The organism is Allochromatium tepidum, assembly GCF_018409545.1.
GTDB classification, from domain to species: Bacteria; Pseudomonadota; Gammaproteobacteria; order Chromatiales; family Chromatiaceae; genus Thermochromatium; species Thermochromatium tepidum_A.
In genome coordinates, this window is sequence record NZ_AP024563.1 from 2,226,387 (window position 1) to 2,240,671 (window position 14,285).

Below are 14,285 nucleotides of genomic sequence, written 5' to 3' on the forward strand. Positions count from 1 at the left end.
CGGAGCAGAATCCCATGCTATTCCAGCGATTGCTCAAACGGCGCAAAGCGAACGCCGACGAGACCCCGGACAAGTCCAAGGCGGCGCCGGTCGCCCCGGCTCCAACACCACCACTCCCCGAGACCCTGCCCGATAAGGCACGGCTGCATCCGGATCCGGCCCAGCGTCTCGCGGCCATCGAACAGATCGAGGATCCGGCCGTGCTGGTCGAGTGCGCCGTCCACGACACCCTGGCCGCCCATCGCGCGCGCGCGCTCGAACGGCTCGACGACAAGGCCGCGCTCGAAGAGGTCGCGCGGCGCATCGGCAAGAAGGACAAGCGCGTCTACCGCATGGCGCGCGAGAAGCTGCGTCTGATCGCCGAGCGCGAGGAACGCCCGCGGATCGTGCGCGAGCGCTGCGAGAAACTCTGCGCCCAGGTCGAGCGTCTCGGCCGACTGGCCAACTGGAACCAGGACCGCGCCCTGCTCGACCATCTCGAACGGCAATGGAGCGCGCTCCAGGACGAGGCCGAGCCGGAATACCGGACCCGCTTCGAGCAGGAACGCACGCGCTTTCTCGACGCCTACGCCGCCCATCTCCAGGAACAGGCCAGGCGACAGGCCGAAACCAAGGCCCGTACCGCTGAGATCCGGGGTGTCGACTCTCAGCCGGCCGAGCCGAACCCGCCCCAGGCTGAGCCTGATCGCCAAGCGCACGAAATGAGCGTCGGTCCTGTCGATCCGCCCGAAGCCGAACTGCTCGCACCTCCAGCCGATCCGCGCGAACTCGAGCGTCTGGAGAAGACGAGCGCCCAGATCACCGAGCTGCTCGGCGCCTCCAAGCCGCTCGACCACAAACAGGCGCGCCGTCTGCTCGATCAGGGGCGAGCACTGGCCGCGCGCTGGTCCGACTCCGAGCCGGCACGCGCCTTCCAGCCGCTCACCGAGCGTCTGGAATCGCGTCTGCGCACCCAACGCAAGCACGCCGAGCAGCGTCTGCGTCAATTCCCCGAGCGGCTCGCCGAGCTGGAGGCCCATCTGGCCGAGGGCGAGCTCAAGCAGGCCGATCCGCTGCATCAGAGCCTGCTGTCGGCGCTCGAACTCATCCAGTCGAGCGGCATCGAGTCCAGTCAGGCGGCCGACTTCAACCGCCGTCTGCGCGCCCTGGTGCCGCGTCTGCGCGAACTCCAGCAATGGCGCCGCTGGGGCGCCGATCAGCACCGCGAGATGCTCTGCACCGAGATGGAATCACTGCTCGCCTCGGAGGATCCGGCACCGGCCGTGCTCGCCGAGCGGCTGCACGCACTCCAGATGGACTGGAAGGGACTCGACAAGGCCGGCTCTCCGGCCAATCAGGCGCTCTGGGATCGCTTCCATGCCGCTTCCGAGCGCGTCTACGAGCGCTGTCGCCCCTTCATCGAGGCCCAGGCCGCCGAGCGCGAGATCAACCGTCTGGCCCGCGAACGGCTCTGCGAACAGCTCGAGACCTTCGTCGCCCAGGTCGACTGGGAGCGCGTGGACTGGAAGAAGACGCTGCATGCCGAGCGCGAGATGCGTCAGGCCTGGGCGGCCATCGGCCCGACCGAGGGGCGCGTGCGCAAGGCGCTCGAACGCCGCTTCCACCAGTCGCTGCGTATCCTCGACCGTCATCTGGACGCCGAACGCCAGCGCAATCAGGCCCTGAAGCGCGATCTGATCGCGCGCGTCCAGGCCCTGGTCGAGACCCCGGACCTGGAATCGGCCATCGAACAGACCAAAACGCTGCAACGCGAGTGGCGCACCACGGTGCCGGCGCGCCAGAAGGACGAGAACCGGCTCTGGCGCGAGTTCCGCGCCGCCTGTGATGCCGTCTTCGAGCGTCGCGCCGTGCGCCGGCAGGCCCATGCCCAGGATCTGGCCGAGCATCTGGCGCTACGCGAGGCGCTGTGCGAGGAGGCCGAACGTCTGGCCGCCGGCGAGCACGATCCCAGGCATCTGGCCGCCGCCCAGCGCGACCTGATCGCGCGCTGGCGCGAGGCCGAGTCGTTGCCGGTGCCCCGGCAGGCGGCGACCCAGATCGCGCGCCGTTGGCAGGCGTGCCGCGAGGCGCTGGAGCATCGTCGGCAGACCGCCGAGCACGGCCGGCGGCTGGCCGCGCTCGAACGTCTGGAGCGTCAGGCGACGTTCTGCGAGCGTCTGGAACTGGCACTGATCGAGGGACGGGGCGATGGACTCGATCCCGAAGGACTGCGCCGTGAATGGGCGGAGCTGCCCGTACAGGCGGATGCCGGTCTTCAGCGTGCGATCACGGCCCGCTTCGAGCGCGCCCTGAAGGCGGCCGGGGACGCGGCGGAACTGGACGGCCTGCGCCGGTCGTTCGCGGACAATGGGCGGCAACGCGCCCAGCTCTGCCTCCAGCTCGAGATCGCCGCCGGGGTCGAGACCCCGCCCGAGTTCGCCCAGCAGCGCCTGGAACTCCAGGTCGCGCGTCTGGCCGAGCGATTGAGCGAGGGCGAGGAGGATTCGCTCCAGAGCGGTCTGCGGCTGCTCGACGACTGGTATCTGCTCGGTCCGGCGCCGCGCGATCCGGCGCTCGAACGGCGTTTCGCGCGCGTCAGGGCGGCGCTGGCCCTCTAGACTCCAGTGCCGCGTCCATAGCGCGACTCGATGTATTCATCGACCATGCGCTTGAACTGCTCGGCGATGCCCTCGCCCTTGAGGGTGGCGACCTTCTCGCCGTCGACATAGACGGGCGCGGCGGGACGCTCGCCGCTACCGGGCAGGCTGATGCCGATGTTGGCGTGCTTGCTCTCGCCCGGTCCGTTGACCACGCAGCCCATCACGGCCACCTGCATGGTCTCGATCCCCGGATACCGGGTGCGCCATTCCGGCATCTGCTCGCGCAGATAGCCCTGGATGTCCTTGGCCAGATGCTGGAAGGTGTCGCTGGTGGTGCGTCCGCAGCCGGGGCAGGCCGTGACCATGGGCGCGAACGAGCGAAAGCCCATGGATTGCAGGATCTCCTGCGCCACCACCACCTCGCGCGTGCGCGACTCGCCCGGCTCGGGGGTGAGCGAGACGCGGATGGTGTCGCCGATGCCTTCCTGCAACAGCACGGCGAGCGCCGCCGTCGAGGCGACGATGCCCTTCGAGCCCATGCCGGCCTCGGTCAGACCCAGATGCAGCGCATAGTCGCCGCGCGCCGCCAGCATCCGATAGACCCGGATCAGATCCTGCACCCCGCTCATCTTGCACGACAGGATGATGTGATCCTTCGGCAGCCCCAGTTGCACCGCACGCTCGGCGCTGCCGATCGCCGACTCGACCATGGCCTCGTACATGATCTGGTCGCTGTGCTTGGGCTGGGACGCGCGGGCGTTCTCGTCCATCATCCGCGCCACGACCTCCTGATCCAGACTGCCCCAGTTGACCCCGATGCGCACCGGCCGGTCGTAACGGCAGGCCAGCTCGATCATGGTCGCGAACTGGCTGTCCTTCTTCTCGCCCTTGCCGACGTTGCCCGGATTGATGCGGTACTTGGCCAGGGCCAGGGCGCACTCGGGATAGTCGGTCAGCAGCCGATGGCCGTTGAAATGGAAGTCACCCACCAGCGGGACATGGCAGCCCTGGGCGTCGAGCGCCTCGCGGATCGCCGGCACCGCCCGGGCCGCCGATTCGTGGTTGACGGTCAGACGCACCACCTCGGAACCGGCACGCGCCAGCTCGGCGACCTGACGCACGGTCGCGTCGATATCGGCGGTGTCGGTGTTGGTCATGGACTGGACGACGATCGGCGCTCCGCCGCCGACGGTCACGGATCCGACGGTCACGGGCAGGGTCCGGCGGCGCTGGGGGGTGTTCGTTTGGCTCATGGGTTCGATTCGTTCCGCGTGGGCGATGTGGACAGGAGAGGTTTGCAGGGGCGGTTCAGGGCAGAGGCGCGCGCAGTCCGGCGATGATCTCCAGATAGTCCGGTTCCTCGGGCGTGATGAACCCATGCCGGACCAGGAAGTCGATGATGGTCAGATTGCAGTTGAGCTTGAACTCGTCGGTGTCGCGCACCAGTGCGGCGACCTCGGCCAGCGGCAGCCGCCGGAAGGACTCGACCTCGCCATCGGTACAGACCGGCTCGAAGTCCTCGGGCAGTTCCAGATCATAGCAATACATAACGTCCGGCTTGAGACCGCCCGCCGAGTCGCGGCAATAGGTGACGGCTCCCACCGCCATAGCCCGATCGGCCAGCGCGCGCGGTATCCCGGCCTCCTCGGCGCATTCCTTGCGCAGATTATCCACCAGACTCAGTCCATGCGGGAGCCCGCCCGCGACCAGATTGTCCAGATGGAGCGGATAGTGGCGCCGATCGGCCGAACGCCGGCCGATCCACATCTCGATCCCGCGCGCGGTGCGCACATAGCCGTTGAGATGCTGGCCGAAGGCGCGCGCGCCGAAAAAGGGCGCGCAGGCGCGGTCGATCACACAGCAGGCGCGCTCACGGGTGCTCGCGGTCAATGGATAGCGCTCGCCATGCAGATGACTGACCACGCCCTCTTCGGCCAGACGCGCGAAGACGGCGTCCAGCACGGCGGTACGGGCCGCGAACTCAGTCGGCGCTCCGACCCAGGTCACGCACCCGGACTCGACCGCGAACTGCTCCGGCCAGCGGCGCAGATGGTCGCACGCGCTCCGGCGCAACCAGCCGACCCGCGCCCCGTCGAGCAGCAGTGGCACGAAATCGCCCGGATTCCAGGCGTTACAGGCATGGATCTTGTCGATGAAACTCAAGTGACGAACCTCGGAGCGGCTTCAGAGCGTCTCGGTGAACACGGGGCTCCGTCCCTCCTGGGCCTCCTTGAGCGCCTTGACGATCTGCGAGGAGATCTCCTCGATCGACTGCGAAGTGGTGTTGAGCACGGGCACCTGCAAGCGCTTGTAGATCTGATGCGCCATCCGGATGTCGTCCTGACAGCGCTTGAGCGAGGCGTAGGGACTGCCGGGACGGCGTTCCTCACGGATGAGCTGCAAGCGCTGCGGATCGATGGTCAGCGCGAAGAGCTTGTGCTTGCAGTCGTAGAGCAGCTGCGGCACGTCGCCGCGCTCGAAGTCTTCCTCGGTGATCGGATAGTTGGCCGCGCGCAGGCCATAGTGCATGGCCAGATAGAGACAGGTCGGCGTCTTGCCCGAGCGCGACACCCCGGTCAGCACCACGTCGGCGCGATGGAAGTTGTCGGGGCGGATGCCGTCGTCGTTGGACATGGCGAAATTGATCGCCTCGATGCGCTTGGTGTAGTAGCTCGGCTTGGTGATGGCGTGACTGCGGCCGGCCTTGAGGCTCGGCGGCACTCCGAGTTCGCGCGCCAACGGATCGACGAAGACCTCGAACAGCTCGACATAGAAGCAGTTGCCGTTCTTGAGGATGGCGCGGATCTCGTCGTCGAGCATGGTGGCGAAGACGATCGGGCGCGCGCCGTCACGGTCGGCCGCCTCCTGCATGCGCTGGGTCAGGGCACGCGCGCGCAGTTCGGTGTTGATATAGGGCATGTAGACCTGCTCGAACTCGACGGTGTCGAATTGCGACAGCAGACTGTGGCCCAGGGTCTCGGCGGTGATGCCGGTGCTCTCGGAAACGAAGAAAACGGTGCGGTTCATGAGGACTCGAATACAGGGCGGCTCGAACTGTGGGTCTGGTTGGGCGTGATCGATGCGGCAGTATGACACGCCGACGGCCCGAGGCGCAGAACGAGAACGGCAATGCAAAGGATTGGGTGCCGAGCTCCGGCTGGGGCCGTCTCGACGGTGTCACCCGGACGGACCGAAGCGTCCGAACCGCCGCTCTTCGGAATCTCGGGAAAGCGTGCCGTCTTGCGATTATCATTGGACCTCCGGTTTCCCCACCAACGAAGCAGTAGCGCCCCATCCGCCAAAGGGGCAGCGGAGGACTCATGCAGAACGACCGTATCATCGCCTTCGTCATGGCCGGTGGCCAAGGCTCCCGGCTCCAGCCGTTGACCGCCGGACGCTCCAAGCCCTCGGTGCCCTTCGGCTCGCGCTACCGGATCGTCGACTTCGTGCTCAGCAATCTGGTCAACTCGCAGATCCAGACCATCTATCTGCTGGTGCAGTACAAGTCGCAATCACTCATCGAGCACGTCCGCAAGGCCTGGACCATCTCGCCGCTGCTCCAGAATCAGTTCGTCACCGTGGTGCCGCCGCAGATGATGTCGGGCGAGCACTGGTTCCAGGGCACGGCCGACGCGGTCAACCAGAACATCAACCTGATCGAGGAACATCGTCCGGGGCTGGTCGCCGTCTTCGGCGCCGACCATATCTATCGCATGGACATCCGCCAGATGGTCGACTTCCATCGCGAGCGTCAGGCCGATGTCACCATCGCCGCCCTGCCCGTGCCGCTGCACGAGGCTTCCAGCTTCGGCGTGATCGCCGCCGACGAGACCGGGCGTATCCAGGCGTTCGAGGAAAAACCGGCCAATCCGACGCCCATGCCGGCGAATCCGGACATGGCCTTCGCCTCCATGGGCAACTACATCTTCAGCACGGACGTACTGCTCCAGGCCCTGCACGAGACCCAGCAGGCCGGTGAGACCGACTTCGGTCAGCACGTCCTGCCGCGCCTGCTGCGCACCCACAACCTCTTCGCCTACGACTTCGCCACCAACCGCGTCCCCGGCGTCCAACCCTACGAGACCGCCGTCTACTGGCGCGACGTGGGCAATCTGGATGCCTATTTCGACGCCCATCACGACGTGCTGGGCGCCGAACCCGTGTTCGACGTCTTCAATCCCGAATGGCCGATCTATTCGAGCAGCTATCAGGGACCGGTGGCGCGCGTGCTCGGCGGCCGGATCGAGAACACCCTGCTCGGCGCCGCGACCGTGGTCCACAAGGGCGCGAGCATCCGGAACTCCATCATCCGGCGCGAGGCGGTGATCGAGGAGGACGTGGTGCTGGAGGACTGCATCATCATGGACTATGTGCGCGTCAGTCGGGGCGCGCGTCTGCGCCGGGTGATCGTCGACCGCCACAACATCATCGCGCCTGGAGACGAGATCGGCTTCGACCGCGCGCGTGATGCCGAGCGCTTCCAGGTCAGCCCAGGCGGCGTGACCGTCATCCCCCAGGGACAGGTCGGCTATTTCGCGCGCGACATCCGCGGTTCGGGCCGACGCGGTTATTCGGAATAGTCAGCCGCCACGGATCTCGACCGGGGTGCCGTTCGGCGTCTGCTCGAAGAGTTCGATCAGATCCAGGTTGCGCATACGGATACAGCCATGCGAGCGCGGCACCCCCATGGGTTCGGAGTCCGGGCAGCCGTGGATGTAGATGAAGCGGCGGAGCGTGTCGACCCGCCCGCCGCGATTGCGCCCCGGCTCGCAGCCGGTGAGCCAGAGGATGCGGGTCAGGATCCAGTCGCGCTCCGGATAGACAGCGGCCAGGGTTTCGTCATGGATCTCGCCGGTCGGACGCCGTCCGCGAAAGACGGTTCCGACCGGACAGCCCGCGCCGATGCGCAACCGCACGCGATGCAGCCCGCGCGGGGTGCAGCCGCTACCGTAGAGCTCACCGACGCCGTTCGCCCCGGTCGAGACCGGATACGCGCGCACGGGTCGCGCGCCGACGAAGAGCGTCAGCCGCTGGGTGTCGATGTCGACCCGCAGACGCCGATCGATCACGGCAGCCATTTCAGCAGCGTCCGGTAGAGCACCTGTGGGTCGACGGGCTTGGGGATGCGGTCGTTCATGCCGGCGTCATAGCCGTACCCGATGTCCTCGTCGAGATCGCTGGCGCTCATCAGTTCCTCCGCGAGAAACCCCGTCCTTCAGGGCGGGGAGGGAGAGCGGCTACGACCGTGCCGCCGCCGGAAACAGGTGCAGGCTTTCCACCTGCCGGGCCCTGAGGCTCTGCCCGTAAGGGCCTGGTGACGGACGACGCCTCGCGGCGTGGTCGCTCCCCTCGCCAATGTGTGCAACCGGCTCCCACCGGACGGCGGCGACCCGAACCTTCGACGCTTTGCCTTTCGTCAGCGTGATCCGGGCCTTTCAGAGCGGCGGACTGAGGAAGCATCCGCCGGTGAGTCTTAACGACCTGTTGCGCACGTAGCCCCTTTCGACCGTCCCGGTCAGGCGGGCTGAGGCTGGTCAACCCAGCTTGCTCTCACAAGCTCCGCCCTTCAGGGCGGGGTAGTTGACGGAGAGGATCGGCACCTCGGCATACCGCTCATAAAAACCTATCCAAACTTGCATGAAGCTGAATAAGTCTGTTCACGCCGTCAACGCCGGCGCGGGCGACCCCGTCTTATCCGACTCGTGCGTGCGTTTAAGGTCTCGCCTGAGCGCGTCGCGACCATGAGGCACTTGGTTATCGTGCCAACTGGTAGAGTAAACAACTACAGATCACCGGTCAACCGCTCATAAAAACCATAATGATTGCTCATGAACGAGCAATTTTAAAAGAAACTGCCGGAACCCTGTTGCATGTCAGAAGACCCAGGCGATCAGCAGGGTCAGGATGAACGGCCAATCGACTCACTCCCGCTTCACCCGCAGGTACGGCCGAGGCGATTGCCCCGGCTACTGATCAGACCTCAAGCCGCCGGCTCGCGCCGGCGGCGCCCGCGATTGTGCCTGAGCTGGAACAGCGTCCAGGCCGGTCCCGAGATGGCATAGGTCAGGGCCATCAGGAACAGCACCAGCGGCGGATGGATGAAGACGACGGCAAAGCCGAGCATCACAGCCACGGCCAGCAGAAAGGGCACGCGCCCCTGCAGGTTGATCTGCTTGAAGCTGTAGTAACGGAAGTTGCTCACCATCAGGAGTCCGGCGCCGGCGGTCAGGAAGGCCGCCGGCCAGGACACATCCTGCCCCGAGATGCCGAATTCCTGCGCCGTCCAGATCCCCATGGCGATGATGGCCGCCGCCGGCGGGCTGGCCAGTCCCTGGAAATAGCGCTTGTCGGCGGTGCCGACCTGGGTGTTGAAGCGCGCCAGCCGCAGTGCTGCCGCCGCCGTGAAGATGAAGGCCGCCAGCCAGCCGACCTTGCCCAGCCCGCCCAGCGCCCAGTGATAGGCGACCAGAGACGGGGCCACGCCGAAGGCCACCATGTCGGAGAGACTGTCGTATTCGGCGCCGAAGGCGCTCTGGGTGTTGGTCAGACGCGCGATGCGCCCGTCGAAGCCGTCGAGGAACTGGGCCGAGAGGATGGCGATCGCGGCGGCCTCGAAGTGCCCCTGCGTGGCCGAGAGCACGGCATAGAAGCCGGCGAAGAGCGCGGCGGTCGTGAACAGATTGGGCAGCAGATAGATGCCGCGACGGGTTTTGCGTGGAGCCTGGGTTTCGTCCATAGTATCGGGTGTCGGTTAGCGAAGAAATCGTGGGAGACATGATAGCAAGCGTGGTCTTCCAACCCCCCTTCGGAATAGGGTCGATCTGATGACACAGCCGCCTGCCAGACCGCCACTGCCCAGCGACGACAAGCGCTGGAAGCTCGTCAATGCCACCATGCGCCGCAACGGCTATGCCGGGCACGCCCTGATCGAGACCCTGCACAGCGTCCAGGACGCCTTCGGCTATCTCGACGAGACCTCGCTGCGCTTCGTCGCCGCCTCGCTCGACCTGCCGGTGAGCAAGGTCTTCGGCGTGGCGACCTTCTACCACATCTTCATGCTCAAGCCGAAGGGGCGTCACACCTGTGTGGTCTGTACGGGCACGGCCTGTTACATCAAGGGCGCGGGCGGCTTGATCGAGGGACTCCAGGAGCACTACGGCATCGATCCCGGCGAGACCACCGCCGACGACCGGCTCTCGCTGCTCACCGCGCGCTGTGTCGGCGCCTGCGGACTGGCGCCGGCCGTGGTCGTCGACGGCGAGGTGCTGGGCAAGCAGTCCGCCGATACCCTGGTCGCCACGTTGGAGGAGTTGAGCTGACATGCATCTCGAAGACCTGGCCGAACAGGCCGCCCAGTATCGCAACGAGGAGGCGCACATCGAGCGCGAGGTGCGCGTCTGTGTCGCGGCCAGTTGTCAGTCCTCCGGTTCGCTGCCGGTCCTGGAAGCGCTCAAGTCCGCCTGTGACAGTCGGGGGGCCGGCTCGTGCAAGGTCAAGGGTGTCGGCTGCATGGGGCTGTGCTCGGCCGGGCCGCTGGTCGCCGTGGCCGACAAGGACTGCGACCTGAACGAATCCGTACTCTATCGCGACGTCACTCCGGACGATGCGCCCGACATCATGGCCGGCGTCTGCGGCGCGCCGGTCGAGCGTCTGCGCTGTCCGACCGATCAGCCCTTCTTCAGCCGTCAGCACAGGATCGTGCTGGAGCACTCGGGGTTGATCGACCCGGAGAGCCTGCGCGGCTATATCGCCGTCGGCGGCTATGCGGCGCTCATCCGGGCGCTCACCGAGATGACGCCCGCCGATGTCTTGCGCGAAGTCACGACCAGCGGACTGCGCGGACGCGGCGGCGGCGGTTATCCGACCGGGCTCAAGTGGTCGACCATCGCCAAGATGCCGCCCGGTCAGAAATACGTCGTCTGCAACGCCGACGAGGGCGATCCGGGCGCCTTCATGGACCGGGCGGTGCTGGAGTCCGACCCCCATCGGGTGCTCGAAGGCATGGCGATCGCGGCTTATGCGGTCGGCGCGAGCAAGGGCTATGTCTATGTGCGCGCCGAGTATCCGCTGGCCGTCGAGCGACTGGAGACCGCCATCCGCAAGGCTAGGCGCGCCGGCTTCCTCGGCGCCAAGGTCGCCGACACCCAGTTCGCCTTCGAGGTCGAGATCCGGCTCGGCGCCGGGGCCTTCGTCTGCGGTGAGGAGACGGCACTCATGGCCTCGATCGAGGGGCTGCGCGGCCAGCCGCGTCCGCGTCCGCCCTACCCGGCCGAATCCGGTCTCTGGGGCTGTCCGACGCTCATCAACAATGTCGAGACCTTCGCCAACATCGCGCCCATCATCCGCGAGGGCGGCGACTGGTTCGCCTCGATCGGCACCGAGGGATCGAAGGGCACCAAGGTCTTCGCGCTCGCCGGCAAGATCAAGAACACCGGCCTGATCGAGGTGCCCATGGGCACTTCGCTGCGCGACATCATCGAGGTCATCGGCGGCGGTATCCCGGACGGGCGCGCGTTCAAGGCGGTGCAGACCGGCGGGCCCTCGGGCGGCTGCATCCCCGAGGCGCATCTCGACATCCCGGTCGACTACGACAGTCTCAAGACACTCGGCACCATCATGGGCTCGGGCGGCATGATCGTGATGGATGAGACCTCGTGCATGGTCGACGTGGCGCGCTTCTTCATGGAGTTCTGCATGAGCGAGTCCTGCGGCAAGTGCATCCCCTGCCGCGCCGGTACCTGGCAGATGCACGCCCTCCTCGACACGCTCACCAAAGGCCGGGGCACACGCGCCGATCTGGCGCTGCTGGAGGATCTGTGCGAGGTGGTGCGCGCGACCAGTCTCTGCGGACTCGGCCAGACCGCGCCCAATCCGGTGCTGAGCACGCTCAGATATTTCCGTGACGAGTACGAAGCCAAGCTGCTACCAGACGCCTAGCACTGCCCGAGGAGCCGAGCCATGCCCCTACCCACGCCCCAGCCGAACGTGCGCGTCGTCACGCTCCGCATCGACGATCGGGATCTCTCGGCGCGCGAGGACGAGACCCTGATCGAGGTCTGTCGCGAGAACCGGATCCCGATCCCCAGCCTCTGTCATCTCGACGGACTCTCGGTCTGGGGCGGCTGCCGGCTGTGCATGGTCGAGATCGCCGGTCAGGGTCGCCTCGTTGCCGCCTGCTCCACCCGCGTCGCCGAGGGCATGGAGGTCCGGACCGATACCGAACGGCTCAGACACTATCGACGAACCATCGTCGAGCTGCTGTTCGCCGAACGCAACCACGTCTGCTCGGTGTGCGTCTCCAACGGTCACTGCGAATTGCAGACGCTCGCCCAGCGCTGCGGCGTCGACCATGTGCGCCTGCCCTACCGTCAGGTACCCTACCCGGTCGACAGCTCGCACGAGATGTTCCGGCTCGACCACAACCGCTGCATCCTCTGCACCCGCTGCGTGCGGGTCTGTGACGAGATCGAGGGCGCCCATACCTGGGACGTCATGAATCGCGGCAGCGACTGTCGCGTCATCACAGATCTGGCCCGTCCCTGGGGCGAGAGCGAGACCTGCACCAGTTGCGGCAAGTGCGTGCAGGTCTGCCCGACCGGCGCCCTGGTCAAGCAGGGCACCTCGGCGGGCGAGATGGTCAAGGATCAACACTTCCTGCCGATCCTGGCACGGCGGAGACACGCGCGATGAGCACTCAACCCAAGATCACGGTCGCCACCGCCTGGCTCGACGGCTGCTCGGGCTGTCACATGTCCTTCCTGGATCTCGACGAGCGTCTGATCGAACTCGTCGAGCACGTCGAGATCGTCTACAGCCCGCTGGTCGATACGAAGGAACTGCCCGAACGGGTCGATGTCGGCATCCTGGAGGGCTCGATCAGCTCCGAGGACGATCTGGAGAAGGCACGGCTGTTTCGCGAGCGCTGCACGCGGCTCGTCAGTCTGGGCGACTGCGCCGTCACCGGCAATGTCCCGGCCATGCGCAATCACTTCAAGCTCGCCGATGTGTTCGATCGCGCCTATCGCGAGAACGTCACGCTCCAGCCGCAGATCCCGACCCGCGACGTCCCGGCCCTGCTGACGCCGGTCAAGCCCGTTCACGGCGAGGTCAAGGTCGATGTCTTCGTGCCCGGCTGTCCGCCGAGTGCGGACGCCATCTGGGCGGTCTTGAGCGAGCTGATCGCGGGACGCACGCCGGACCCCAACGCCGTCACGCGCTTCGGCGCCTGAGGCGCGCCGCGCTGATCCTTGCCGCTTCACGAGGGGATTTCACGCCATGAGCCGCACCATCACCATCGAGCCGGTCACTCGCATCGAGGGCCATGCCCGCATTACGCTCCAACTCGGCGAGGACGGCCGGCTGGAGGACGCCCGCTTCCATCTCACCCAGTTTCGCGGCTTCGAGAAGTTCTGCGAGGGGCGGCCCTATCGCGAGATGCCGGCCCTGACCGCGCGCACCTGCGGCATCTGTCCGGTCAGTCACATCATCGCCTCCAACAAGGCGTGCGACCATCTGCTCGCGGTCGACATCCCGCCGACGGGCGAGAAGCTGCGCCGGATCATGAATCTGGCCCAGATCGTCCAGTCGCATGCGCTCTCGTTCTTCCATCTGTCCTCGCCGGATCTGTTGCTCGGCTGGGACTCGGACCCGGCCACGCGCAATATCTTCGGCGTCATGCGTCAGAATCCCGAGCTGGCGCGCGACGGCATCCGCCTGCGTCAGATCGGCCAGACCATCATCGAGACCCTGGGCGGCAAGAAGATCCATCCGACCTGGGTGGTGCCGGGCGGGGTGTCGGAGCCGCTGAGCGCCGAGAAGCGCGAATCCATGCTCAAGCTGCTGCCCGAGGGGCTGGAGATCGCCAAGCGCACCTATGCCTTCTACAAGACGCTGGTGCCCAAGTTCAAGGACGAGGCCGCGCACTTCGGCACCCAGCCGACGCTGTTCCTGAGCCTGGTCACGCCCCAGGGCAACCTGGAGCACTATGACGGCGTGCTGCGCGTCAAGGATGCTCAGGGGCGGATTCTGGAGGATCAGGTGCCGCCCGAGGAGTACGGGCGGCTGATCGGCGAGGCGGTCGAGGACTTCAGCTATATGAAGTTCCCCTACTACAAACCGCAGGGCTATCCGCAGGGCATCTATCGGGTCGGACCCCTGGCACGGCTCAACAACGTCCAGGCGTGCGGCACGCCCTATGCCGACGTGGCGCTGGCCGAGTTCCACATGCTCCAGGAGTCCGGCCCCATCGTCAGCAGTTTCCACTATCACTATGCGCGTCTGGTCGAGATCATCTATGGTCTGGAGATGATCGAGCGACTGCTCAAGGATCCGGCGATCCTGGATACGCGGGTGCGCGCCCGTGCCCGCAGCAACCGTTACGAGGGCATCGGCGTCTCCGAGGCGCCGCGCGGGACGCTCATGCATCACTACCGCATCGACGACGATGGACTCATCACCTGGCTCAATCTCATCATCGCCACCGGGCACAACAATCTGGCCATGAACCAGTCGATCCGCGAGGTCGCCGAGGCCTATGTCGACGGCAACGCGATCGAGGAAGGGATGCTCAACCGGGTCGAGGCGGTGATTCGCTGCTACGATCCCTGTCTGTCCTGTGCCTCGCACGCCTTCGGTCAAATGCCGCTGGCGATCGAGCTGCGGGATGCGGCGGGGCGGGTGGTCGACCGGCTGACGCGATGAAGATCC

13 protein-coding genes are annotated in these 14,285 nt (G+C 66.5%); 7 read left to right on the top strand and 6 right to left on the bottom strand.

Going from position 1 to position 14,285, the window contains the following annotated elements; genetic code table 11:
• The first annotated feature begins 14 nt into the window (after positions 1-14).
• Complete coding sequence (locus tag Atep_RS10765) at positions 15-2,597, top strand: DUF349 domain-containing protein (protein WP_213378524.1); 2,583 nt, start codon at positions 15-17, stop codon at positions 2,595-2,597.
• Here Atep_RS10765 and ispG read toward each other — a convergent pair.
• The 3 genes from ispG to ppsR are packed head-to-tail and all read right to left on the bottom strand — an operon-like array spanning position 2,594 to position 5,606.
• Positions 2,594-3,832 (bottom strand): flavodoxin-dependent (E)-4-hydroxy-3-methylbut-2-enyl-diphosphate synthase, encoded by a 1,239-nt coding sequence (gene ispG / locus Atep_RS10770; RefSeq protein WP_213378525.1) that lies wholly within the window; start codon positions 3,830-3,832, stop codon positions 2,594-2,596. The genes Atep_RS10765 and ispG overlap by 4 nt on opposite strands.
• A gap of 55 nt (positions 3,833-3,887) precedes the next feature.
• On the bottom strand, positions 3,888-4,742 hold the full coding sequence (locus tag Atep_RS10775) for a DUF4743 domain-containing protein (protein ID WP_213378526.1): 855 nt from the start codon (positions 4,740-4,742) through the stop codon (positions 3,888-3,890).
• A 21-nt stretch (positions 4,743-4,763) separates the two neighbouring features.
• Positions 4,764-5,606 (bottom strand): posphoenolpyruvate synthetase regulatory kinase/phosphorylase PpsR, encoded by an 843-nt coding sequence (ppsR, locus tag Atep_RS10780; RefSeq protein ID WP_213378527.1) that lies wholly within the window; start codon positions 5,604-5,606, stop codon positions 4,764-4,766.
• Positions 5,607-5,899: 293 nt separating this feature from the next.
• Between ppsR and Atep_RS10785 the strand changes: the two genes are divergently transcribed.
• The gene (locus tag Atep_RS10785; RefSeq protein ID WP_213378528.1) at positions 5,900-7,159 is read left to right on the top strand and encodes a glucose-1-phosphate adenylyltransferase; all 1,260 of its coding nucleotides are present in this window, start codon (positions 5,900-5,902) and stop codon (positions 7,157-7,159) included.
• Here the strand turns inward: Atep_RS10785 and Atep_RS10790 are convergent, their stop codons facing one another.
• From Atep_RS10790 to pssA, 3 genes are all read right to left on the bottom strand, one after another.
• Positions 7,160-7,657 (bottom strand): L,D-transpeptidase, encoded by a 498-nt coding sequence (locus Atep_RS10790; RefSeq protein ID WP_213378529.1) that lies wholly within the window; start codon positions 7,655-7,657, stop codon positions 7,160-7,162.
• Positions 7,645-7,767: a response regulator gene (locus Atep_RS16925; RefSeq protein WP_272876284.1), complete on the bottom strand. Its 123-nt coding sequence runs from the start codon at positions 7,765-7,767 to the stop codon at positions 7,645-7,647. The genes Atep_RS10790 and Atep_RS16925 overlap by 13 nt, the downstream gene beginning before the upstream one ends.
• A 792-nt stretch (positions 7,768-8,559) precedes the next feature.
• Positions 8,560-9,315 (bottom strand): CDP-diacylglycerol--serine O-phosphatidyltransferase, encoded by a 756-nt coding sequence (pssA, locus tag Atep_RS10795; protein WP_213378530.1) that lies wholly within the window; start codon positions 9,313-9,315, stop codon positions 8,560-8,562.
• 88 nt (positions 9,316-9,403) lie between these two features.
• On the opposite strand from pssA, the gene hoxE reads away from it, so the two are divergent.
• Genes hoxE through Atep_RS10820 form a run of 5 tightly spaced genes read left to right on the top strand, consistent with a single transcriptional unit; the run spans position 9,404 to position 14,279 of the window.
• Positions 9,404-9,898, top strand: a complete 495-nt coding sequence (gene hoxE / locus Atep_RS10800; protein WP_213378531.1) for a bidirectional hydrogenase complex protein HoxE — start codon at positions 9,404-9,406, stop codon at positions 9,896-9,898.
• 1 nt (position 9,899) lies between these two features.
• Positions 9,900-11,516 (top strand): NuoF family protein, encoded by a 1,617-nt coding sequence (locus Atep_RS10805; protein ID WP_213378532.1) that lies wholly within the window; start codon positions 9,900-9,902, stop codon positions 11,514-11,516.
• Positions 11,517-11,537: 21 nt separating this feature from the next.
• On the top strand, positions 11,538-12,269 hold the full coding sequence (gene hoxU / locus Atep_RS10810; RefSeq protein ID WP_213378533.1) for a bidirectional hydrogenase complex protein HoxU: 732 nt from the start codon (positions 11,538-11,540) through the stop codon (positions 12,267-12,269).
• A complete protein-coding gene (locus Atep_RS10815) occupies positions 12,266-12,808 on the top strand; it encodes an NADH-quinone oxidoreductase subunit B family protein (protein WP_213378534.1) in 543 nt (180 codons plus the stop codon). The genes hoxU and Atep_RS10815 overlap by 4 nt, the downstream gene beginning before the upstream one ends.
• A 46-nt stretch (positions 12,809-12,854) precedes the next feature.
• Complete coding sequence (locus tag Atep_RS10820) at positions 12,855-14,279, top strand: Ni/Fe hydrogenase subunit alpha (RefSeq protein WP_213378535.1); 1,425 nt, start codon at positions 12,855-12,857, stop codon at positions 14,277-14,279.
• The last annotated feature ends 6 nt before the right edge of the window (positions 14,280-14,285 follow it).